The sequence below is a fragment of the Serratia sp. LTN-2 genome (assembly GCF_059740205.1).
This window is the reverse complement of record NZ_JCAXDO010000001.1, coordinates 339,568-361,233: the sequence shown is the minus strand read 5'-3', so window position 1 is coordinate 361,233 and position 21,666 is coordinate 339,568. Positions and strand designations below refer to the sequence as shown.

19 protein-coding genes are annotated in these 21,666 nt (G+C 59.6%); 9 read left to right on the top strand and 10 right to left on the bottom strand.

Features of this window, described 5'->3' with window-relative positions; all coding sequences use genetic code 11:
• Positions 1–209 precede the first annotated feature (209 nt).
• Entirely contained in the window at positions 210–1,781 is a 1,572-nt protein-coding gene (tyrR, locus tag AC6BYQ_RS01635) for a transcriptional regulator TyrR (protein ID WP_025159779.1), read from the top strand.
• A 57-nt stretch (positions 1,782–1,838) separates the two neighbouring features.
• Here tyrR and tpx read toward each other — a convergent pair whose 3' ends face one another.
• Positions 1,839–2,342 carry a thiol peroxidase gene (gene tpx, locus AC6BYQ_RS01630; protein WP_019452663.1) on the bottom strand — a complete coding sequence of 168 codons (504 nt, stop codon included), beginning with the start codon at positions 2,340–2,342 and terminating at the stop codon, positions 1,839–1,841.
• Positions 2,343–2,567: 225 nt separating this feature from the next.
• Here tpx and ycjG point away from each other — a divergent pair, with 225 nt between their 5' ends.
• Positions 2,568–3,542, top strand: a complete 975-nt coding sequence (gene ycjG, locus AC6BYQ_RS01625) for an L-Ala-D/L-Glu epimerase (protein WP_498056187.1) — start codon at positions 2,568–2,570, stop codon at positions 3,540–3,542.
• Positions 3,543–3,545: 3 nt separating this feature from the next.
• On the opposite strand, the gene mpaA is transcribed toward ycjG, so the two are convergent.
• Positions 3,546–4,253 carry a murein tripeptide amidase MpaA gene (mpaA, locus tag AC6BYQ_RS01620; protein WP_063919560.1) on the bottom strand — a complete coding sequence of 236 codons (708 nt, stop codon included), beginning with the start codon at positions 4,251–4,253 and terminating at the stop codon, positions 3,546–3,548.
• 206 nt (positions 4,254–4,459) lie between these two features.
• Between mpaA and AC6BYQ_RS01615 the strand changes: the two genes are divergently transcribed.
• Positions 4,460–4,810 (top strand): hypothetical protein, encoded by a 351-nt coding sequence (locus tag AC6BYQ_RS01615; RefSeq protein ID WP_015378006.1) that lies wholly within the window; start codon positions 4,460–4,462, stop codon positions 4,808–4,810.
• A 159-nt stretch (positions 4,811–4,969) separates the two neighbouring features.
• Entirely contained in the window at positions 4,970–6,604 is a 1,635-nt protein-coding gene (locus AC6BYQ_RS01610; protein WP_026036095.1) for a peptide ABC transporter substrate-binding protein, read from the top strand.
• A 159-nt stretch (positions 6,605–6,763) separates the two neighbouring features.
• Here the strand turns inward: AC6BYQ_RS01610 and AC6BYQ_RS01605 are convergent, their stop codons facing one another.
• The 3 genes from AC6BYQ_RS01605 to AC6BYQ_RS01595 all read right to left on the bottom strand — a co-directional run bounded on the left by AC6BYQ_RS01605 (position 6,764) and on the right by AC6BYQ_RS01595 (position 8,948).
• Complete coding sequence (locus AC6BYQ_RS01605; RefSeq protein WP_004930507.1) at positions 6,764–7,012, bottom strand: hypothetical protein; 249 nt, start codon at positions 7,010–7,012, stop codon at positions 6,764–6,766.
• Positions 7,013–7,206: 194 nt separating this feature from the next.
• Entirely contained in the window at positions 7,207–8,295 is a 1,089-nt protein-coding gene (locus AC6BYQ_RS01600) for a hypothetical protein (RefSeq protein WP_498056185.1), read from the bottom strand.
• Positions 8,247–8,948: a hypothetical protein gene (locus AC6BYQ_RS01595; RefSeq protein WP_498056184.1), complete on the bottom strand. Its 702-nt coding sequence runs from the start codon at positions 8,946–8,948 to the stop codon at positions 8,247–8,249. The genes AC6BYQ_RS01600 and AC6BYQ_RS01595 overlap by 49 nt, the downstream gene beginning before the upstream one ends.
• A 156-nt stretch (positions 8,949–9,104) precedes the next feature.
• Here AC6BYQ_RS01595 and zntB point away from each other — a divergent pair, with 156 nt between their 5' ends.
• Positions 9,105–10,088, top strand: coding sequence for a zinc transporter ZntB (gene zntB / locus AC6BYQ_RS01590; protein WP_074054110.1), 984 nt, complete (start codon positions 9,105–9,107; stop codon positions 10,086–10,088).
• Between the two features lie 218 nt (positions 10,089–10,306).
• Here the strand turns inward: zntB and AC6BYQ_RS01585 are convergent, their stop codons facing one another.
• From AC6BYQ_RS01585 to nifJ, 3 genes are all read right to left on the bottom strand, one after another.
• On the bottom strand, positions 10,307–10,705 hold the full coding sequence (locus tag AC6BYQ_RS01585) for a VOC family protein (protein ID WP_019452657.1): 399 nt from the start codon (positions 10,703–10,705) through the stop codon (positions 10,307–10,309).
• A gap of 145 nt (positions 10,706–10,850) precedes the next feature.
• The gene (ttcA, locus tag AC6BYQ_RS01580) at positions 10,851–11,789 is read right to left on the bottom strand and encodes a tRNA 2-thiocytidine(32) synthetase TtcA (protein ID WP_063919557.1); all 939 of its coding nucleotides are present in this window, start codon (positions 11,787–11,789) and stop codon (positions 10,851–10,853) included.
• A 227-nt stretch (positions 11,790–12,016) separates the two neighbouring features.
• A complete protein-coding gene (nifJ, locus tag AC6BYQ_RS01575; protein ID WP_498056183.1) occupies positions 12,017–15,550 on the bottom strand; it encodes a pyruvate:ferredoxin (flavodoxin) oxidoreductase in 3,534 nt (1,177 codons plus the stop codon).
• Between the two features lie 248 nt (positions 15,551–15,798).
• Here nifJ and ssmE point away from each other — a divergent pair, with 248 nt between their 5' ends.
• Together ssmE and AC6BYQ_RS01565 are read left to right on the top strand one after the other, a co-directional pair.
• Complete coding sequence (ssmE, locus tag AC6BYQ_RS01570) at positions 15,799–16,131, top strand: multidrug efflux SMR transporter SsmE (protein ID WP_025159776.1); 333 nt, start codon at positions 15,799–15,801, stop codon at positions 16,129–16,131.
• A gap of 500 nt (positions 16,132–16,631) precedes the next feature.
• Positions 16,632–16,886, top strand: a complete 255-nt coding sequence (locus AC6BYQ_RS01565) for a DUF333 domain-containing protein (RefSeq protein ID WP_015377999.1) — start codon at positions 16,632–16,634, stop codon at positions 16,884–16,886.
• A gap of 28 nt (positions 16,887–16,914) precedes the next feature.
• On the opposite strand, the gene hslJ is transcribed toward AC6BYQ_RS01565, so the two are convergent.
• Both hslJ and AC6BYQ_RS01555 read right to left on the bottom strand, forming a co-directional pair.
• On the bottom strand, positions 16,915–17,343 hold the full coding sequence (gene hslJ, locus AC6BYQ_RS01560) for a heat shock protein HslJ (protein ID WP_025159775.1): 429 nt from the start codon (positions 17,341–17,343) through the stop codon (positions 16,915–16,917).
• Positions 17,344–17,394: 51 nt separating this feature from the next.
• Positions 17,395–18,387 carry a 2-hydroxyacid dehydrogenase gene (locus AC6BYQ_RS01555; protein WP_015377997.1) on the bottom strand — a complete coding sequence of 331 codons (993 nt, stop codon included), beginning with the start codon at positions 18,385–18,387 and terminating at the stop codon, positions 17,395–17,397.
• 468 nt (positions 18,388–18,855) lie between these two features.
• Here AC6BYQ_RS01555 and AC6BYQ_RS01550 point away from each other — a divergent pair, with 468 nt between their 5' ends.
• Positions 18,856–21,468, top strand: coding sequence for a YdbH family protein (locus AC6BYQ_RS01550; protein WP_498056182.1), 2,613 nt, complete (start codon positions 18,856–18,858; stop codon positions 21,466–21,468).
• Positions 21,465–21,662, top strand: a complete 198-nt coding sequence (locus tag AC6BYQ_RS01545) for a YnbE family lipoprotein (RefSeq protein WP_004930472.1) — start codon at positions 21,465–21,467, stop codon at positions 21,660–21,662. Before AC6BYQ_RS01550 ends, AC6BYQ_RS01545 begins: the two co-directional genes overlap by 4 nt.
• Positions 21,663–21,666: the final 4 nt, after the last annotated feature.

Here is a 21,666-nt window from a genome sequence, read left to right as displayed (position 1 = left end):
TCTGCCATATTAATTCTTGTTGTGATAACTCTCTGTTTGATGGCTAAAATGACGCCGATGCTGTTATTCACTTGCGTTTAAAATCAGCAGCCACGGCAATAAATCAGAGTTCTGTCAACTTTTGCTGACAGATCGCTTCTACCGCCCGGTGTGAGGGAGTATCATCATCGTCAACGATCCCCGCACCTGCAGAGATAAGGCCAACACTGATGCGTTTGGAAGTATTTTGCGAAGACCGTCTCGGTCTCACTCGAGAATTACTCGATCTTTTGGTATCGCGCAGCATTGACCTGCGTGGTATCGAGATCGATCCCATCGGCCGCATTTACCTCAACTTCTCCCAGCTGGATTTCGATACTTTCCGCGCGCTGATGGCGGAGATCCGCCGCATCGCCGGCGTGACCGACGTGCGCACCGTCAGCTTTATGCCTTCCGAACGCGAACATCGCGCGCTGCGTGCGCTGTTGGAGTCGATGCCGGAACCGGTGTTCTCCATCGATATGAAAGGCAAGGTCGAGCTGGCCAACCCGGCGGCGCAGGCGTTGTTCAGCCTGAACGAAGACAAAATCCGTAACCAGACCGCCGGCGCGCTGATCGGCGGCTATAACTTCAGCCGCTGGCTGGAGAGCGAGCAGACGGCGCCGCACTCGGAACGGGTGGTGATCCGCAGCCAGGACTTCCTGATGGACATCACGCCTATCTATCTGGAAGACGAACAGCAGCAGCCGGCCGCGGTCGGCGCGGTGGTGATGCTGAAGTCCACCGCGCGCATGGGCCGCCAGCTGCAAAATCTGTCGGTGAACGACGATACCGAATTCGATCACATCGTCGCGGTGAGCGCCAAGATGCGCCATGTGCTGGAGCAGGCGCGCAAACTGGCGATGCTCGACGCGCCGCTGCTGATCGTCGGCGATACCGGTACCGGCAAGGATATTCTGGCCCGCGCCTGCCATCTGCGCAGCCCGCGCGGCAAACAGCCGTTCCTGGCGCTGAACTGCGCCGCGTTGCCGGATGACGTGGTGGAGAGCGAACTGTTCGGTCATGCGCCGGGCGCGTATCCCAATGCGTTGGAAGGCAAGAAGGGTTTCTTTGAGCAGGCTAACGGCGGTTCGGTGCTGCTGGATGAGATCGGCGAGATGTCGCCGCGCATGCAGACCAAACTGCTGCGCTTCCTCAACGACGGCACCTTCCGCCGCGTCGGCGAAGAGCATGAGGTGCATGTCGATGTGCGCGTGATCTGCGCCACCCAGAAAAACCTTACCGAGCTGGTGCAGCGCGGCGAATTCCGCGAAGATCTCTACTATCGCCTCAACGTGCTGACCATCACTATCCCGCCGCTGCGCGAGCGTCCGCAGGACATCATGCCGCTGACCGAGCTGTTCGTGGCGCGCTTCGCCGACGAGCAGGGTGTAGCGCGGCCCAAGCTGGCGAGCGATCTGGGCGGTTTCCTCAGCAAATACGGCTGGCCGGGCAACGTGCGCCAGCTGAAAAACGCCATCTACCGCGCGCTGACGCAAACCGAAGGCTACGAGCTGCGGCCGCAGGATATCGTGCTGCCGGAGTTCGAGGTGGAGATGTCGCTGGGCGACGAGGTGTTGGACGGTTCGCTGGACGACATCAGCAAGCGTTTCGAGCGCTCGGTGCTGACGCGTCTGTATCGCACCTATCCCAGCACCCGCAAGCTGGCGAAACGGCTGGGCGTTTCCCATACCGCCATCGCCAACAAGCTGCGCGAGTATGGCCTGAGCAGCCGCAAGGGCGGCGCCGAAGGCGAAGAATAAAAAAGGCGCCTTGCGGCGCCTTTAACGTGTATCCAAAGCCGGCATCCGCCGGCTTTGTCATTTCAGCGCAGCCAGCGCCGCGTCGTAGTCTGGCTCGGTGGTGATTTCGTTCACCAGCTCGCTGTACAGCACGTTGTCCTGGCCATCCAGCACCACGACCGCACGCGCGGTCAGGCCCGCCAACGGACCTTCGGCGATTTCGACGCCGTACGCCTGCTTGAATTCGGCACCGCGCAGGGTGGACAGGGTGACCACGTTGCTCAGGCCTTCCGCGCCGCAGAAACGCGACTGCGCGAACGGCAGATCGGCGGAGATGCACAGCACCACGGTGTTATCCAGGCCGCTGGCCAACTGGTTGAATTTACGCACCGACGTCGCGCAGACACCGGTATCGATGCTTGGGAAGATGTTCAGGACTTTGCGTTTACCCGCGAAGCTGCTCAGCGCTACGTCTGACAGGTCTTTGGCAACCAGCGAGAAGGCCTTGGCCTGTTCGCCCTGCTGTGGCAGCTTGCCCGCTACGCCGACCGGATTGCCTTGAAAATGTACTGTCTGAGTCATTGCTAGATTCCTTTTACAGGTGTTTATACAAAGGGTATGAACCTGATGAAACGGTGCGCCGGTAACGGCAGTTAACATCAGGTTCACACCCTGGCGACAGTTTATGACAACCGGGGCGGATTGGATATCAAAGTTTGCTAAATAGTTGTATATATTAGGCTGTTCTATAAAACATCACCGGCGCATCCACCCGCCTGGATGCGCGGTTTTCGCTCAGGAGCCGTTATGAGAGACATGCGTTTTTACCCGGAAGCCTGGCCGCTGCATACCGCCTTCGTGATTGCGCGCGGCAGCCGCACCGAAGCCCGGGTGGTGGTGGTCGAAATCGAACAGCAGGAGGTGCGCGGCGTCGGTGAATGCACGCCGTATCCGCGCTATGGCGAGAGCGAGGAGTCGGTGATGGCGCAGCTGGCTGAGATGGCGCCGGCGATCGCGCAGGGCATGACCCGCGAGCAGCTGCTGACGCAGATGCCGGCGGGCGCCGCCCGCAACGCGCTGGACTCGGCGCTGTGGGATCTGGAGTGCAGGTTGCACGAACAGAGCCTGTGGCAGCGCAGCGGCGTGACGGCGCCGGCGCAGATTCGCATGGCGCAGACCGTCAGCATCGGCACGCCGGAGGCAATGGCCTTCGCCGCGCGCGAACTGGCGCGGCAGGGCGCCACGCTGCTGAAGATCAAACTCGACGATCACTATATCAGCGAGCGGCTGGTGGCGATCCGCGCTGCGGTGCCGCAGGCGATGCTGATCGTCGACGCCAATGAATCCTGGCAGGCGGAAGGGCTGGCGGCGCGCTGCCAGTTGCTGGCCGATCTCGGCGTGGCGATGCTGGAGCAGCCGCTGCCTGCCGGTGACGACGCCGCGCTGGAGCATTTCATTCATCCGCTGCCGATCTGCGCCGACGAAAGCTGCCATACCCGCGCCGATCTGCCGCAGCTGGCGCAGCGCTATCAGATGGTCAACATCAAACTGGACAAAACCGGCGGCTTGACCGAGGCGCTGGCGCTGGCGCAGGCCGCGCGCGAACAGGGGTTCGCCATCATGCTCGGCTGCATGTTGTGCACGTCGCGGGCGATATCCGCCGCCTTGCCGCTGGCGCCGGCGGCGCGCTTCGTCGATCTGGACGGCCCGACCTGGCTGGCGCGGGACGTCGAGCCGGGACTGGCGTTCGAATGCGGGGCGATCGTCGATATCGCCCCGTAGCGATTAATTCGGGTAGGTCAGCAGCTCGGTCATCGCATCGATGTAGCGCTCGCTGGCGGCATCGGCGGAGATCGGCGGGAATTCGGCGGTGATGCACGGCAGTGACAGATCCGCGCACCAGCTGCCGAACGAACCGGGGGTTTCATAACCGACGCTGGTTACCAGCGGCAGTTCGAACTTGTGCGACAGCCAAACGCCGAGTCGCGAGCTGGCGGGATCTTCGATGCAGGCCAGCGGCTCATGGAATGACACCACCCAGTGCGGTTTCAGGCGATGAATAAGATGGCACAGCGCCTGGGTTTCCGGTTCGGAACCGGGGCGCCCGCCAGTGGAAAGCTTGACGTCACGCACCGGCGCCGCGCTGTTCCAGCGGTAGACGGTGTCGCCGGAGCGCCAGTTGGCGGCCGGGAAATTGCGGTTCAGATCGACGCCGTTGGCATTGGCGCGCAGCCCCAGCTGGCAGCCGTCGGGGTTGACCGCCAGCACCACATGGTGACGCAGCTGGCTCGGCGCGATGCTGCGCAGCGCACAGGACAGGGTTACGATGGCGGCGCTCTCATCGCCGTGGGTGCCGGCGATGATAAGCCCGGTCTCGGGGCCGCTGACCGCCGCCGGGAAATAGAGCAGCGGCGCGCCCAGCAGCGAGCTGCCGTAGTTCTCTCCTGCGACGGCCAACTGGCCACGTTCACTGCGCGGTCGATGTTCGGTCATGGTGTTGTCCCTGAGTTAAAGTTCGAGAGTCATTGTCATTTTATTCAGTGTATTACGCTTTGCGGCATCTTTCCCATCGCAATTGTGCGGCGTTTGCGCGATCTGTGACGCCGCGGCGGCGAAAACGCCAATTAAACCGCACCTGGCCTGAGGCTGTTGTTATACTAACGGCAGAGCTAAGCCAATCACCCGCAAGAGGATTTAACATGCCAGTAGCCAGAATCATCGCCAGCTATAGCGAAAATGAAAATGACACCATCACGCTGCTGTGCGGCGTGGACGCTGAAAACCAGATCCGCCAGGGGGAATGGTTCGGCGTGGTGAAAAACGACGACGGGCGCGGGGACGAATCGAACTATCCGTTCACCCTGCACATCGATTATCAGAAAGATGCCTTCTATCTCGACTACGGCTACGATGACGCCGACGCGCGTCAGCTGCAAAAAACCGATATCTCGGCCCGCCCGCTGGCCGAGAAAGGCTTTTTCACCGTATTCGATGAAGAAGAGGGTGAAGAGTTCAGCTACCGCATCAACAGCATCCACCTGTACGACTGACGGTCGCTGCTGTAAACACCACCCGTGCCGCCCTGCGCCGCACGGGTTTTTTATCGCCTGAATCGCACTTTTTGCAACTTCTCGGCCGCGGGCTCTAGGCCGGACGGATCTTGTGCTATATGATAAAAAATTCAGATGGTTAACGGGGGACAAATCACAATGACGGGAAAAAAAATGCAACGGGGTTTTCGTTTGGCGCTTTGCGCGGCGGCGATCGGCGCCTGTATGAGCAGCGCCATGGCGGCGCAGGTTCCCCCGGGCACCGCGCTGGCGGACAAACAGGAAATCGTGCGCCACATTAAAGACGAACCGGCCTCGCTCGACCCGATCAAAGCGGTGGGCTTGCCGGAGGCGCAGCTGGCGCGCGATCTGTTCGAAGGGTTGGTCAACCAGGACGCCACCGGGAAAGTGATCCCCGGCGTCGCCACCCGCTGGCAGACCAGCGATAACCAGACTTATATTTTCCATCTGCGCAAAGACGCGCGCTGGTCAAACGGTGACCCTGTCACTGCGAAGGATTTCGTCTACAGCTGGCAACGGCTGGTCGAGCCGAAAAACCTGTCGCCGTTCGCCTGGTTCGCCCAGCTGGCGGGGATCCAGAACGCCGAGCAGATCATCAGCGGCAAGCTGCCGGCCGATCGCTTGGGCGTGTCGGCGCCCGATGACTACACGTTGAAGGTGCAGCTGGATAAGCCGGTACCGTACTTCGTCAGCCTGACGGCCAATTTCAGCCTGTTCCCGGTGAATAAGGCGGTGGTGGAAAAATACGGCAACGACTGGACCAAGGTCGGCAATCTGGTGGGCAACGGCGCGTTCAAACTGCAGGAGCGGGTGGTGAACGAGAAGTTGGTGCTGACGCCTAATGACCATTACTGGGATCATGCGCGCACCGTGCTGACCAAAGTGACCTTCGTGCCGATCAATCAGGAATCCAACGCCACCAAGCGCTACCTGGCGGGCGACATCGACATCACCGAATCCTTCCCGAAAAATATGTATCAGAAGCTGCTGAAAGACATTCCGGGGCAGGTGTACACCCCGGATCAGCTCGGCACCTATTACTACGCGTTCAACACCCAGCGCGCGCCGACCAACGACGTGCGGGTGCGTCAGGCCTTGTCCTACGCCATCGATCGCAAGATTATCGCGGAAAAAGTGTTGGGTACCGGCGAAAAACCGGCCTACCACTTTACCCCGGACGTGACCGCCGGGTTCAAACCGGAAGCGAGCTTGCTGCAACAGCAATCGCAGGCGGAACTGGACGCACAGGCCAAGGCGTTGCTGCAGGCGGCCGGTTACGGCCCGAACAACCCGCTGAAGTTGACGCTGCTGTATAACACTTCGGAAAGCCACCAGAAGATCGCCATCGCCGTGGCCTCGATGTGGAAGAAAAAGCTGGGGATTGACGTCAAGCTGCAAAACCAGGAGTGGAAGACCTATATCGACAGCCGCAATACCGGCAATTTCGATGTGATCCGCGCTTCCTGGGTGGGGGATTATAACGAGGCGTCGACCTTCCTGTCGCTGCTGACCTCAACCCACAGCGGCAACATCGCCAAATTCAAGAGCGCGGACTATGACAAGCTGCTGGCGCAGGCGGGGCGGGAAACCAACCCGGCGGCGGTGACCGCCGATTACAACAAGATGGAACAGATCATTGCCGATCAGGCGCCGATCGCGCCGATATATCAATACACTAACGGCCGCCTGATCAAACCGTGGGTAAAAGGCTACCCGATCACCAATCCGGAAGACGTGGCCTACAGCCAGACGATGTATATCATCAAACACTGAACCGGTTTATTTATCGCCCCCGGCTAATGCGGGGGCTTTATTTTTTCGGCGTTGCAATGGCGAAGGTAATTAATTTTTCCACGCGATAAACCCCGTTTAATAATAAACAGGGCGGCTATCATCACATTATTGTTTCGCTATTTCAGAGTGCGGCTACGCTTATAGGCAGTCCCGCATGGCATCCACCACCACGCGGCCGCTCATATCGGTTTGAGTGATGCGGTAGCTGGTGGGGTAAGAGCGGCGGGTGCTGAAACGATCGTGAACGGAAACCTTGCCAATTTGCAGGCCGGCGGCGTTTTTCACGACAAACTCACTGATCTCTTCCTGGCCCTGGTTTTGCAAATGAATATTGCTGATTTTTTCCAACGTATCGCTGGCGTTTATTTTTAAATGGTCGCGTAACATAACTACCTCCTCGTAGTGAGAAAAGTATATGCCCCTAAAATTTGCGCTGAAACAGCTTTGTGTTGATTTATTATTATCATTTTGAATTAAAATTGATAGCAATATGTTAAGTCATAATAATAACGGCATTGCCAGCGCTTTATCGGCGATATTGTCTGATTTATCGGCGGTGGTTTATTTCATTGCCGTTATTATTAGTCTGCATTAATGGGAAAGAGCGCCGGCCTGGCCGCCGGAGCTGGAAAGACACAGGCGACGTTGTGCCCACAGCCGGGTACGATCGTTAACCGATGCGGTTTATCCGGCGCCAAATAACGTCGATCATAGTCAGTATAGGCCAGGGCGCGCTGCAGCCGATAGGGACCCTGTAGCTCGGCGGCGCAGGACTTGTCGAGTATCCGATAGTAGGCACCCGGTACGGCGCCGGTATCATCGGCGGCGGCCAGATAGGTGATATCGGCGGCGGCGTAGCGCCGGCGGGCCGCGTCGGCGGTGCGTTGCAGGTGAGCGGGAAACGTTTCCAGGCCGTATTTCCAGCGGTTGGCCTGTGGACACTGTCCGGCGTCCGCCGTTTGCCAGTGAAAACGGCACGTTTTTTCACTGGTGCAGTTCTCCCAGTTTGTCGGCTGGGGCCGCAGGCTGTCAAAATAGAGCCAGCTGCCGGGATCGGCCACCACATAACGCACACGCACTCCGTCCGGCGGGTTGGCGAAGCCGACATAATGCTGCACGAACTGGGCGCCGGCGGAAAAACCGGCCAGGGTTATCGTCTGCAGCGACGGCCAGCGCCGATGCAGATCGGCCAACAGCTTATCCATGGCGTTGAACGAGCCGGCTTTCCCACCATTATCCAAACCGCCTTCGATCCAGGAGCCACAGCGCCACAGGGCATCGCCGTCTTGTGGCCGGGGCAGGCCGGTGGAATGGCAGTGTGTGGCGAGTTTTTCCGGTACCTGGAACAGCGGGGCGGCCAGCAGGGTATCGCTTCCCGCTCCTGCTGCTTGCGCGGCGTCGATCGCCGCTTGCAACGTCTTAGCGACATCGCGTGGATAACCGTGCATCACCACCAGTGCGACGTTTGGTTGGGGGGTGTGATCGTGAGCGACAAAGTAAGGTAAATCACCGGCAACCGTCGCCACGCGGTAGGTGGCGACGGGGCGCTTTGGCATCGGTTCGGGGCGCACCGGTTGGCTGATGGGCAACAGCATCGCTATCACGCTGCAGAGCAGCACCGTCAGGTTTGGCGCAGAGCGTCGCGCAGTTGGCTCAATACTTCCCGGCATCTTTGTTCCTCACGCGCCTGTTGATAGTAGCGATAAAAGGCGCGTTCCGAGCTGAGGTTGCCCGCCAGCGCCAACTGCCTGAAGATTAAGTATGTCAGACTGAGCATAATGATAATAAATAATAAGCCGGGGAACAGCAGCTGCCAGCCGTCGGTGATATACCCACCGGACATAAACACCAGCGAAGGCGGGATAACCAGCACGCCAAGCTGCCGCAGACCCCATTGCGCCAGCATCGGCATTAGCACCAGCAGCGTGACGAATAACAGATATTTCAACAGATAACGGCAGGAGAGCAGGGAGCGTTTTAACGCACTGTCGGCACGGCGCTGCAAAACGAAACCCGCAGATGTGGTGCGCAGGATCTGTTGACGGCCGCCGGTGAATCTATAGCGTTCCAGCGCCGTTACGCCGTCCGGCAACGCCAGTAACTGCCGCAACTCCGCCAATCCGACGGTTTTACTGCCGATGTAATCCCGGAACAGCAGCAGGCAAACCGGTTCACTGTGGGGTTTTTCGACGGATTCGAGCAACTTGAGCAGTTTGTCGTGGTTTTCCCGCCGGATGCGGAAGGGGGTTTTAACCACGGCGATGAACATGGTTATAACGGTCAAGCCGATTTTAAGAATATCTGCGGCGCTTATCTCTAACATAGCTGTCTCCTGTCGTACTGCCATTCGTTCCTTGGGCCAGAAGTATAGAACACGCTTTTAGTCTGACGTGAAAACTGGCGTTACAGCTTGGCCTTTGATCTCCAAGGCGTTAACGCTAGACTCAGCAACATAAGCAAGACTTGAGGGGATAAATGAATGGATGTGATTGAGGGGAGCGAGCTGCAGGTCGCCGATGCGGTTTACGCCTACCAGTTGGACGGTAAGGGGGGCGTAACGTCGATCGAGCAGGATGACAAGATTACCTGCGACGCACCGTGCTGGCTGCATCTTGATTACGCGCACCCGGCCAGCGCCGAATGGCTGAGCACCACACCGTTATTGCCGGACTCGGTGCGTGAAGCGCTCTCCGGCGAAAGCTCACGGCCGCGCGTCAGTCGCCAGGGCGAAGGCACCATGATCACCCTCCGCAGCATCAACTTCAACGCCAACTCGCGGCCGGATCAGCTGGTCACCATCCGCGTGTACATCACCGACAAACTGATTCTCTCCACCCGGCATCGCAAGGTCTATTCCATCGATCAGGTGGTGAACGATCTGCAAAGCGGCGCCGGGCCAACCAACAGCGGCAACTGGCTGGTGGAAATTTCCGATGCGTTGACCGATCACACCAGCGAATTCATCGAAGATCTGCACGACCGGATTATCGACCTGGAGGACGCATTGCTGGAGCAGCAGGTGCCGGAGCGCGGCCAGCTGGCATTGATCCGTAAACAGCTGATCGTGTTGCGTCGTTACATGGCGCCGCAGCGCGACGTCTTCGCGCGGCTGGCCAGCGACCGCCTGCCGTGGATGAGCGATGACGATCGCCGCCGCATGCAGGACATCGCCGATCGGCTGGGGCGGGGGTTGGACGATCTGGACGGCAGCATCGCGCGCACCGCCATATTGTCCGACGAAATCACCACGGTGATGGCCGACGCGATGAACCGCCGCACTTACACCATGTCATTGTTGGCGATGGTATTTTTGCCCACCACCTTCCTGACCGGGCTGTTCGGCGTCAACCTGGGCGGCATCCCGGGCAACACGGCACCATTTGGTTTCGGTACGTTCTGCCTAATGCTGTTGGCGCTGGTAGGAGGCGTAGCCTGGTGGCTGAAGCGCAGCCGCTGGCTATAGGCAAAAATGATGAAAACCCGGTTAACATTGAGCAATATCAACATTTAGCCGGGGCAAATGGGGCATGATCTCTCTCGCAGGTGAATGCAACGTCAAGCGATGGGCGTTGCGCTCCATAATTGTCTTACTTTCTTATTTTTGAATTACTGCATAGCACATTTGATTCGTACAATGCCGGTTTAATCACCGGCATTTTTTTATTCCGCTTTCTCGCTTCCTCAGGCCGCGCTTTCATCCCAGAAGCTGGCTTCAATCTTGTGCCCATCCAAATCACGGACAAAGCAGCCGTAGTAGGCCTCGCCGTAGTGCGGCCGCGAACCGGGTGCGCCTTCATCGACGGCGCCGGCCAGCAGCGCCTGGCGATGGAACTCATCTACCTGTTGCTTGCTGGTGGCGAAAAAGCCGACGTGCGTGCCGTTGCCGAGCGAGGCGGGGTGGCCGTCGATCGGCACCTGCAGCCAGAACTCCGGGTAGTCGCGGCCATAACCGATAGCGCCGGGATGCTCCAGTACGCGGCGGCAACCCAGGGCGGCCAGCGTGCGATCGTAAAAGGCGGCGGCGGCAGCGAAATCGTTGGTGCCAAGCGAGACGTGGGACAGGCAGGGGGTGATATTCATTGCGCGATCTCCATATGACTGTATAAATACACAGTATAGGGTAAAAACGGCACAGCCCAGTAAAATTTGCGCAAACTGTGAACAGGATCGAGATCGTCGAGAGAGAGAAATGTCGCCGCTTGCAGGGGGCAAGCGGCGAAGGGCGTTATTTGATTTCCAGCACGTTCAAACGCTCCGGCGCAGGCGCTGCGTCATCCACGTCTTCCGGCTGCCAACCGACCGGCTGCATCGGAATGTCTTCACGATCGAAGGCCAAATCGCCGCCGTCCACCACGGCGCTACCGTGTTGGATGCCTTTGAAATCGAACAGGTTGATATCGCTCAGATGCGAAGGCACCACGTTTTGCATGGCGCTGAACATGGTTTCCAACCGGCCCGGGTAACGTTTGTCCCAGTCGCGCAGCATATCGCCGATGACCTGGCGCTGTAGGTTAGGCTGTGAGCCGCACAGGTTGCATGGGATGATCGGGAATTCTTTGGCGATCGAGAAACGCTCGATGTCTTTCTCGCGGCAATAGGCCAGCGGGCGAATGACCACGTGCTTGCCGTCGTCGCTCATCAGCTTGGGCGGCATGCCTTTCATCTTGCCGCCGTAGAACATATTGAGGAACAGCGTCTGCAGAATGTCGTCGCGGTGGTGACCTAGCGCGATCTTGGTGGCACCCAGCTCGGTGGCGGTGCGGTACAGAATACCGCGGCGCAGGCGCGAGCACAGTGAGCAGGTGGTTTTGCCTTCCGGGATCTTGTCTTTGACGATGCTGTAGGTGTTCTCTTCGACGATCTTGTACTCCACCCCCAGGCTTTCCAGGTAGGCGGGCAGAATATGCTCCGGGAAGCCGGGTTGCTTCTGATCGAGGTTTACCGCGATCAGCGAGAAGTTGACCGGCGCGCTCTGCTGCAGATTGCGCAGGATTTCCAGCATGGTGTAGCTGTCTTTGCCGCCGGACAGGCAGACCATGATGCGGTCGCCTTCTTCAATCATATTGAAATCGGCGATCGCTTCGCCCACGTTGCGGCGCAGGCGCTTTTGCAATTTGTTCAGGTTGTATTGCTCTTTTTGGCTAACGGATTGCTTTTCTGACATTTAAATCGTGCTCATTCTCAATGGGGGGCACTAGGGGCATGGCGTTTTAGACCGCAAGTTTACCATTCAACCGGTCGATTTTGATCATTATTCATCATCATGCATCCATACACCCGACGCGAGGCCTGTATGGTACGGATTGCGCGCAGGAATGCCAGCAGGTTTTATCGCTACGGCTTACGTCAGCGGTAAAAAACAGGGCGCGAATCGCTCGCGCCCTGATGGGGTTACTCGGCGGCAGATTTTTCCGCCTTGCCGGCCAGCAGGCTGAGGAAGTCGTATTTCTCCTTCAGCTCTTTTTCCGCGGCCTGGTACAGCGCGCTGGCCACTTCCGGCTGCTGCGAGTTCAGGCGACGGAAGCGCTGCTCGTTCAGCAGCGTTTCAGCCAGGCTGCTGTTCGGCGGCCGGGAGTCCAGCGCCAATGCGGCCTTGCCCTCGGCGCTGCGGCGCGGATCGAAGCGGTACAGCGGCCAGAAGCCGGTGGCGGTCAGCTGTTTCATCTGATCGTGGCTGAGCGCCAGATCGTAGCCGTGCTCTTCGCACGGGCTGTAGGCGATGATCAGCGACGGCCCCGGATAGGCCTCGGCTTCCTGAATCGCTTTCACCGTTTGATTGAGCTGCGCCCCCAGCGAGATTTGCGCGACGTAGACATGACCATACATCATCATGCTGACGCCCAGATCCTTGCGCGCTTTGCGCTTGCCGTGTTCGCCGAATTTGGTCACCGCGCCGAGCGGCGTGGCCTTCGACTGCTGGCCGCCGGTATTGGAGTAGCACTGGGTGTCGAGCACCAGCACGTTGACGTTCTCGGTCAGGCTGAGAACGTGATCCAAACCGCCGAAGCCGATGTCGTAGGCCCAGCCGTCACCGCCGATCAGCCAGATGGATTTATCCACCAGATAGTCGGCATCGGCCGCCAGCTGACGCGCGTCTGCGCCTTCAATACTCGCAAGTTGCGTGCGCAGTTCGGCGATTTGCTTACGGCGCGGCTCCGGCGCCACGTCGGCCATCTGCAGAGCGTTGACCAACTGCTCCGGCAGCTGCGGCGCCAGCGCGTTCAGCAGGCGCAGCACCCGCGCGCGATGTTGATCGACCGTCAGGCGGAAGCCCAGGCCGAATTCGGCGTTGTCCTCGAACAGCGAGTTGGCCCACGCCGGCCCGCGCCCTTCGGCGTTGGTGGTATACGGCGTGGTCGGCAGGTTGCCGCCGTAAATTGACGAGCAGCCGGTGGCGTTGGCGATCAGCAAACGATCGCCGTAGAGCTGGGTCAACAGTTTGATGTACGGCGTTTCGCCGCAGCCGGAACAGGCGCCGGAGTACTCGAACAGCGGCGTGATCAGTTGCGAGGTGCGAATGTCGATGCGCTCCAGCTGCGCCGGATCGATTTCCGGCAGCTGCAGGAAGAAGTCGTAGTTGTCTTTTTCCGCCGTCAGATTATCGAGGCGCGAAGCCATGTTAATCGCCTTGATCTCCGGGTTCTGGCGATCTTTCGCCGGGCAGACCTCGACGCACAGGTTGCAGCCGGTACAATCCTCCGGCGCCACTTGCAGCACGTATTTTTGCCCGCGCATATCGCGCGCTTTCACATCCAGAGACTGCAGAGAAGCGGGCGCGTGTTCCATCTCGGCCGGCTGAACCACCTTGGCGCGAATGGCGGAGTGCGGGCAGGCGGCGACGCAGTGGTTGCACTGGGTACAGAGATCGGGCTGCCAGACCGGGATCTCTTCGGCGATGTTGCGCTTTTCCCATTGGGTAGTGCCCACCGGCCAGGTGCCGTCCGGCGGGAAGGCGGAAACCGGCAGCGCATCGCCCAGCCCGGCCAGCATCGCCGCGGTAACGGTTTTGACGAAGTCCGGGGCGGCGTCCGAGACCACCGGCGGGCGCATCGGGCTGCTGCCGTCGACCGGCTGCAGCGGAATTTCAATCAGCGCGCCACGGGTGGCGCCCAGCGCCTGCCAGTTGCGCTCGACGATCTCCTGGCCCTTGCTGCTGTAGCTGCGGGCGATGGCGTCCTGCAGCTGTTGCAGCGCCACGTCGCTCGGCAAGATCTGCGTCAGATGGAAGAACGCCATCTGCATCACGGTGTTGATGCGTGCGCCGAGCCGGCATTCACGCGCCAGCTTGGCGGCGTTGATGATATAGAAACGCGCCTGGCGTTGGTGCAGCAGCGCCTGAACCTCCTGCGGCAGGCGCGACCAGACCTCGTCGGCGCCGTAAGGGGTATTGAGCAGGAAGGTGCCGCCGGGCTTCAGGCGTTCGACCATCTGGTACTTATCGATAAACTGCAGCTGGTGGCAGCCGACGAAGTCCGCGCGGCTGACCAGATAGGCCGAGTTGATCGGCTGCTCGCTGACGCGCAGGTGCGATACCGTCAGGCCGCCGGCTTTTTTGGAGTCGTAGACGAAATAGCCTTGGGCGTACAGCGGCGTGGCGTTGCCGATGATTTTGATGTTGTTCTTGGTGGCCGAGACCGAGCCGTCGCTGCCTAAACCGTAGAACAGCGCTTCCAGCGAGGCACGCTGCGGCAGGATTTCGTCGCTCAGCGGCAGCGAAAGGCCGGTGACATCATCGAAGATGCCGACGGTGAAACGCGGGCGCGGCTGCGGCTGCGCCAACTCGCGGAACACCGCCAGCGCACAGTCCGGGCCGAACTCTTTCGACGACAGCCCGTAACGGCCGCCGATCACCCGCGGCAGCGTGGCGCGCTCCCCCCGGCTGTAGGCTTCCGCCAGCGCGGTCATCACGTCCAGATACAGCGGTTCGGCCAGCGCGCCCGGTTCTTTGGTACGGTCGAGCACCGCGACGCTGTGCACGCTGTCGGGCAGTGCGCCGAGCAGGTGTTTGGCGGAAAACGGCCGGAACAGCCGAACTTTCAGCACGCCGACTTTCTCGCCGCGGGTCAGCAGGGTGTCGATCACTTCTTCGCAGGTGCCGGCGGCGGACCCCATCACCACCACCACGCGCTCGGCCTGCGGATGGCCGTAATAGTCGAACGGCCGATAGTGACGGCCGGTGAGGGCGGCGAAGGCTTCCATGGCCTCGATCACGTGCTGACCGGTGGCGTCATACCACGGGTTGGTGGCTTCGCGCGACTGGAAATAGGTATCCGGGTTGGCGGAAGTGCCGCGCACCACCGGATGATCCGGCGACAGCGCCCGGCTGCGGTGAGCGTCGATCGCTCCCTGCGGCAGCATTTGTCGCAGCGTATCGTCGCTCAGCGGCACGATCTTGTTGATTTCGTGCGAGGTGCGGAACCCATCGAAGAAATGAATAAACGGCACGCGCGCGTTGAGGGTGGCGGTCTGCGAGATCAACGCGAAGTCCTGCGCTTCCTGCACGCTGCCGGCGCACAGCATGGCGCAGCCGGTCTGGCGTACCGCCATCACGTCCGAATGGTCGCCGAAGATCGACAGCGCGTGCGTAGCCACGGTGCGCGCGGCGACGTGCAGTACGAATGGCGTCAGCTCGCCGGCCAGTTTGTACAGCGTGGGGATCATCAGCAGCAGACCCTGCGATGAGGTGAACGAGGTCGACAGCGCACCGGTTTGCAAAGCGCCGTGTACGGTGGCGATCGCGCCGCCTTCCGACTGCATTTCCACCACCCGGGGGATATCGCCCCAGATATTTTGCCGGCCATCGCCGGACCAGGCGTCCGCCTGCTCAGCCATGGTAGAACTTGGCGTGATAGGGTAGATGGCAATCACTTCGTTGGTGCGATAGGCCACGGAAGCGACTGCATTATTACCATCTGTAGTTATCATCGACGTTACCTTTTCATTGCTCACAAAGCCGCGAAAGCACGCTTTCGCAGTAATGGAAAAAAGTCTAACAGAGGGTTTGAACGTGGCTTTATCGCATTTGTGTGGCGAGCGATAAATCGGCAATGCGGCCGGGGGCGGCTATTTTCCCTGCGGAGAAACGTCACGCCAATAAATTGTTTTCGCCGTTTAAAGACAATTTATTTCCGGCGGGTCATAATTGCCTATCGGTAAACTGACAGAAGAAAACCATGAGCGCATTTATGTATTTAGCGATGGCGATCGTCGCAGAAGTGATCGCCACCACCATGTTGAAAGCCTCCGAGGGTTTTACCCGCCTGTGGCCGTCGTTGCTGGTAGTGCTGGGCTACGGCGTGGCATTTTGGGGGCTGTCGATGGTGGTGAAAAGCATGCCGTTGGGCATCGTGTACGCGATCTGGTCGGGCATGGGGATCGTGCTGGTGTCAGTTGCTGCGGTATTCGTTTATCAGCAAAAATTGGATTGGCCGGCGATCGTCGGCATGGGATTAATTATTGCCGGCGTGCTGGTGATTAATTTACTGTCGAAAGCCTCGGTGCACTGAGTGTTATTTTGATGTAAAAAAAAACCGGCGTGACAGCGAGCCGCGCCGGTTGAAGAATTCAGCCATCATTCACTGAAAATAGTGGAATGCTAATTAGTTAGCGCCGTCAGCATAGACGTAAATATCGTTCTCTCCGGTAGCAAAAAATGCGCCGTCATGGCGAAAGCACGCGGGGCTAATTAATACCCATATCGCCGCTAAAAGCGGCGCAGCCGGCAGCGGTGACGTTATCACTTTCTGCCTGCCTCCGGGCCCAGACCGCGGGTGGCGCCGTCACGTTTGGCGCTTCGCGCCGCGACGGAAATATTCTGCAAACAAAATAAATGTCCGGCCGGCGCAAAAAAACGATAAATAATGGCCGGAATATATTTTCATTATTTATATATCGAGCTAGATTAAACAAGTTTGCATCAAAGATAGCGAAACGTGTCCGCCAAGTGACGCGCGTTATCAGCAATGGCGATTTTACACAGCGCAGTTCCGGGTTCAGGAGTGGGATAATGACGACATCAAAATGGCTGCTTGCCAGCGCCGTGCTGCTTTTAGCCGCCTGCAGCAGCAATAACGAAGAGCCAGTACAGCAGGGTAACAGTGCCAGAATCAATACGTTGCAGACCAGCGCCGGTTGCGCGGCAGTCGGCGGCGTCACCACCATCGCGCACAACTTGAACGGCGAAGCGCTGCGCATGTGCCAGATGCCGAACGGCAAACAGTGTGAGGAACGCACGCTGGGCCTGGGCAGCTGCGCCGGATAAGCCCGCGGCGCCAGACCCGGCGCGCAGGTCAATACACCCAGTCGCGCAGGGTATAAACCAGCGTGTGGCCGCTGCCGCTCAGCGTCAGCCGTTGGGCGTTTAGCGTCACGTCGGCGCCGTTTTCCAGCACGGCGCCGATGACGTGATCCCAGCGGTTGCGCTGCGCATCAGGGCACAGCTTGCGCGTCGTGGCCAGCGGTTTCACTGTCAGCACACCGTCGCGTAATTGCCCCTGCCCGAAGAAGCGGTTGCACATCGTGCCGGACACGTGCAGGTGCTCGCCGAACTCCAGATTGAGCAGGCCGCTGCCCGTTGGGGCTTTTGCCGCTTCGCCATCCACGCTCTGCAACACGAAATTATGATGCAGCAGGTCGCCGGGCGTGACGGTCGCGTGCGGTTTCATATTGCACCCCGCTAAGGCCAACGCCGCCAGGGCGGCCGTCGTGACTTTTCTCATCGTCGCTCTCTCAAATAAACAGGGCGCCTTGGCGGCGCCCTGAGATCAGGTTCAGGCGTTCAACTGGTTCGGGCAGGTTTCGCCGCGATCCAACTGGCTGATGTTCTGCAGCGTGGTTTGCGAAATGCTGGTCAGCGCCTCTTCGGTCAGGAAGGCCTGATGGCCGGTGAACAGCACGTTATGGCAGGCCGACAGGCGGCGGAACACGTCATCCTGAATCACGTCGTTAGACTTGTCTTCAAAGAACAGGTCGCGCTCGTTCTCGTAGACATCCATCCCCAGCGCGCCGATTTTCTGTTGCTTCAGCGCGTCGATGGCGGCGGTCGAGTCAATCAGCGCACCGCGGCTGGTGTTGATCACCATGACGCCGTTTTTCATCATCGCGAAAGCGTCGGCATTCAGCAGATGGTGGTTTTCGGGCGTCAGCGGGCAATGCAGGGTGATCACGTCGGACTGTGCGTACAGCGTTTTCAGATCGACATATTCCGCACCCAGCTCCAGCGCCTGTTCGCTCGGGAATGGATCGTAGGCCAGCAGTTTCATGCCGAAGCCTTTCAGAATGCGCATCGTCGCCACGCCGATTTTACCGGTGCCGATCACGCCGGCGGTGCGGTTGTGCATGTTAAAACCGATCAGCCCTTCCAGCGAGAAGTTGGCGTCGCGGGTGCGTTGATAGGCGCGGTGAATACGGCGGTTCAGGCACATCATCATGCCAACCGCGTGTTCCGCCACGGCCTCCGGCGAGTAGGCCGGCACGCGCACCACCTTGATGCCCAGCTCTTTGGCGGCGTCCAGATCGACGTTATTAAAACCGGCGCAGCGCAGGGCGAGGATCTCGACCCCCAGCGCCGCCAGTTCTTCGAGCACTTCACGGCTGCCGTCGTCGTTGACGAAGATACACACCGCCTTGCACCCGGCGGCCGTTTTGGCGGTTTTTTTGCTGAGTAAAAAGTCGAAGAATTCCAGCTCATAGCCAAACTGCTGATTCACCAGTTCGAGATATTTACGGTCATACTGTTTGGTACTGTATATCGCCAATTTCATCGTGGTTTCTCCACCGTGATTTTGTGATCAATTTAACAGATTTTAGTAAATTCGACAATTGGTTAGCCATTTCCGACAGGGTCAAAATCGCCGCTGTCGGGCTGCGCTGGGGGCTTGGTACGGTGAAGGGAAGGCGACGGTGGTGGCGAGTGACAAAAAAATCCCCACGGGGGTGTGGGGAATGGCTTCTCTAGTACACAGTTAGCTAGCAGCTAAACTTTTATTAGAATGCTTGCAAGACTATTAATCATCAACGGTAACGACAATAACAAAAGTCTGAAAACTGTCTCATTCATGTGATGTATATGTAACGAAAATCTACAATCCCGCATACGTTTGCGCCAAAAGGGTGCAAATCGCCTCTGCGACCGCGCTCAGCTTCACCCTATGTCAAATTCGTGCCATCATTATTGTCAATTCAGGCATAGACTTAACGAATGCCTAACTCAGGAACGAAGCAATCATTTAATGACCAGGCGATTGAAAGTATTCATAGGGACGGTGGCGGGTGGCGCAATCCTGGTGCTGGCGTTGTGGCAAACCTTGCCGCGCTGGCTGCCGGGGGTGTTATCGCATTGGTTGCCGGCGGGAAGCCGACTGGAATTGCAGGGCGGATTGCATTGGCGCCAGGGCGGTCTGGCGTTGGCGGGGGCGCGTTTCAGCGCGCAAGATTGCCTGCTGGCCAACGTCGGACCGACGCGACTGGCTTACCGGCAAGGCCGCTGGCAGCTGTCGAGCGATAAGGTCAGCGTCGATAGCGCCTGTTTGTCAAAACTGCCGGGCGGCGACGAAAACAGCGCGCCGCTGGCGCTCGACCAGCTGCAGCGGCAGTTGCCGCCGCTGGATCTCACGATTAACGATCTGACGCTCATTCCCTGGCAGCGCTATGCCGGCAAGCTGCAGCTTACCTCCGGCACTGACGGGCAACGCCTGCATTATCAGGGGCCGAATCTCAGCGCCGAGGCGCAGCTGGATGAAAAACAGCAGTTGACGTTGCAGAGCCTGACCGTCCTCCCGCCCAACAGCGCGCAACCGCTGCACCTCGCCGGCAAGATAACCATTCCGCTGGATCTGGCCAGCCTGCCGGCGCAGGGCGCGCTGCAGGGGGAAATGCAGACCGCCTATCTGGAAAAACCGGTGTTGCTGGACATGCGCTGGCAACAGCAGCAGGGCGTGTTGACGGTGAGCGAAAAAGGCGACGATCGGCCGCTGGCGGTGTTGCCGTGGGAAGTGACGCCGCAGCGCGTCAGCATCAAGCAGGGCGAGTGGCGCTGGCCGTACAGCGGGCAACCGTTGAACGGCGGCCTGAGCGTCGCGCTGCACGATTGGAGCAAAGGGCTGGATGAAACAGAGATCAGCGCGCGGCTGAACGTGATCACCGCCGGCCATAATGGCAAGGGCAATGCGGTGCTGACCCTCGGGCCGGGTAAGGTAGGTTTGACCGACAGCGATCTGCGTTTCCAACTGACCGGCCAGGCCAATCTGGCCGACTTCTCCACCACGGCGTCGATCCCGGGTGTGATCGGCGGCAGCATTCTCAACCCGACGCTGGTGCTGCAGCCGGGCTCGCTGCTGCGCCTGTGGGGCAAAGTGTCCCCGGAAATGAAGCTGGACGAGGCGCGCTTGCCGCTGGCGGGGGTGAAAGTGACCGCCGCCGGTATCACCGGCCGTCTGCAGGCGATTTTGAGCGCCAGCGACAGTTACTGGGGGCGTTTCAAGCTGCATCTGGATGGCCAGGCGCAGGATTTCTGGCCAGACAAGGGCGACTGGCAATGGCGTTACTGGGGTAATGGCCGTTTGCCGCCGCTGCAGGCCGCCTGGGACGTGGCCGGCAGCGGCCGCTGGCAGGACAGCGAGCTGGTGCTCGACAAGCTTTCCACCGGCTTCGATAAATTGAAGTACGGCCTGGTGACGGTCGCCGCGCCGCGCTTGAGCCTCAATCAGCCGCTGCGCTGGCAGCGTGATGAACAAAACCCGCAGTTCAACGGCGAATTACAACTGGCGGCGGATAAGGTCAGCTTCAGCGACGGCGGCCATCTGCCGGCACCGGTGCTGGCGCTGCAGCTGAACGGCCGTTCGCCGGACAGTTTCCAGCTGCAGGGCAAACTGCAGGCGCAGCAGATCGGGCCGATCGCGCTGCGCGGCCGTTGGGACGGCGAACGCCTGCGCGGTGAGGGCTGGTGGCCGAAACAGTCGCTGAAGGTCTTCCAGCCGCTGCTGGCGCCGGATCTTAATCTCACGCTGCGCGACGGCGAATTTTACGCCCAGTCGGCGTTCTCCGCCGCCCGCGAACAAGGGTTCGAGGCCGGTGGCCACTGGGTGGTGAAAAACGGCGGCATGTGGCTGAAAGACGGGGAAATGAGCGGCCTGGACTTCATCCTGTCATACCGGTTCAAGCAGCATCAGTGGCAATTGGGGGCTAAACAACCGGTGTCGCTGCGCATCAAGTCTTTCACCAACCTGTTCGAGATGCAGAACATTTCCGCCGATCTGCAGGGCACCTATCCTTACAGCGAAGGACGGCCGCTGACGTTGAGCAACGTCGGCGTGGACATGCTCAACGGCCATATCAGCCTGTCGGCGCTGCGGTTGCCGCAGCATGACGCTGCGGTGCTGAAGCTGGACAAGGTCGATCTCAGCGCGTTGTTCACCGCCCTGAAACCCAAGCAGTTCGCGATGTCCGGCCGGGTCGACGGCGAGTTGCCGCTGTTCCTGAACCACCCGAAATGGCTGGTGCAAAACGGCTGGATCGCCAACGCCGGCACCCTGACGCTGCGGCTGGACAAAGACATGGCCGACGCCATCGGCAGCAATAACCTGGCGACCGGCGCCGCGATCGACTGGCTGCGCTACATGGAAATCAACCGTTCGCACGCCCGGGTCGATCTCGATAACCTGGGCGAGCTGACGCTGAGCGCGCGCATCGACGGCATCAACCCGCAGAAGAGCGCCAAGCGCGAGGTGATCCTGAACTATCGCCATCAGGAAAACGTGTTTCAGCTGTGGCGCAGTTTGCGCTTCGGCGACAATTTACAGGAGTGGCTGGAGCAGGCCCTCTCACAACCTGGGGAACAACAATGAAAATCATGAGTGTGTCGGCGCTGGCAGCGGTGCTGTGCGTTTCGCTGCTTAGCGGCTGCGTGCCGCGCATCGAGGTGGCGACGCCGAAGGATCCGATCACCATCAATATGAACGTCAAGATCGAGCATGAGATTCATATCAAGGTGGATAAGGACGTCGAAAACCTGCTGAAAACCCAAAGCGGTCTGTTCTAGGAGC

Excerpts from the sequence above, each read along its gene's own strand:
- tyrR (WP_025159779.1), top strand. The coding sequence starts at position 210 with ATGCGTTTGGAAGTATTTTGCGAAGACCGTCTCGGTCTCACTCGAGAA.
- tpx (WP_019452663.1), bottom strand. The coding sequence starts at position 2,342 with ATGACTCAGACAGTACATTTTCAAGGCAATCCGGTCGGCGTAGCGGGC.
- ycjG (WP_498056187.1), top strand. The coding sequence starts at position 2,568 with ATGAGAGACATGCGTTTTTACCCGGAAGCCTGGCCGCTGCATACCGCC.
- mpaA (WP_063919560.1), bottom strand. The coding sequence starts at position 4,253 with ATGACCGAACATCGACCGCGCAGTGAACGTGGCCAGTTGGCCGTCGCA.
- AC6BYQ_RS01615 (WP_015378006.1), top strand. The coding sequence starts at position 4,460 with ATGCCAGTAGCCAGAATCATCGCCAGCTATAGCGAAAATGAAAATGAC.
- AC6BYQ_RS01610 (WP_026036095.1), top strand. The coding sequence starts at position 4,970 with ATGACGGGAAAAAAAATGCAACGGGGTTTTCGTTTGGCGCTTTGCGCG.
- AC6BYQ_RS01605 (WP_004930507.1), bottom strand. The coding sequence starts at position 7,012 with ATGTTACGCGACCATTTAAAAATAAACGCCAGCGATACGTTGGAAAAA.
- AC6BYQ_RS01600 (WP_498056185.1), bottom strand. The coding sequence starts at position 8,295 with ATGCCGGGAAGTATTGAGCCAACTGCGCGACGCTCTGCGCCAAACCTG.
- AC6BYQ_RS01595 (WP_498056184.1), bottom strand. The coding sequence starts at position 8,948 with ATGTTAGAGATAAGCGCCGCAGATATTCTTAAAATCGGCTTGACCGTT.
- zntB (WP_074054110.1), top strand. The coding sequence starts at position 9,105 with ATGGATGTGATTGAGGGGAGCGAGCTGCAGGTCGCCGATGCGGTTTAC.
- AC6BYQ_RS01585 (WP_019452657.1), bottom strand. The coding sequence starts at position 10,705 with ATGAATATCACCCCCTGCCTGTCCCACGTCTCGCTTGGCACCAACGAT.
- ttcA (WP_063919557.1), bottom strand. The coding sequence starts at position 11,789 with ATGTCAGAAAAGCAATCCGTTAGCCAAAAAGAGCAATACAACCTGAAC.
- nifJ (WP_498056183.1), bottom strand. The coding sequence starts at position 15,550 with ATGATAACTACAGATGGTAATAATGCAGTCGCTTCCGTGGCCTATCGC.
- ssmE (WP_025159776.1), top strand. The coding sequence starts at position 15,799 with ATGAGCGCATTTATGTATTTAGCGATGGCGATCGTCGCAGAAGTGATC.
- AC6BYQ_RS01565 (WP_015377999.1), top strand. The coding sequence starts at position 16,632 with ATGACGACATCAAAATGGCTGCTTGCCAGCGCCGTGCTGCTTTTAGCC.
- hslJ (WP_025159775.1), bottom strand. The coding sequence starts at position 17,343 with ATGAGAAAAGTCACGACGGCCGCCCTGGCGGCGTTGGCCTTAGCGGGG.
- AC6BYQ_RS01555 (WP_015377997.1), bottom strand. The coding sequence starts at position 18,387 with ATGAAATTGGCGATATACAGTACCAAACAGTATGACCGTAAATATCTC.
- AC6BYQ_RS01550 (WP_498056182.1), top strand. The coding sequence starts at position 18,856 with ATGACCAGGCGATTGAAAGTATTCATAGGGACGGTGGCGGGTGGCGCA.
- AC6BYQ_RS01545 (WP_004930472.1), top strand. The coding sequence starts at position 21,465 with ATGAAAATCATGAGTGTGTCGGCGCTGGCAGCGGTGCTGTGCGTTTCG.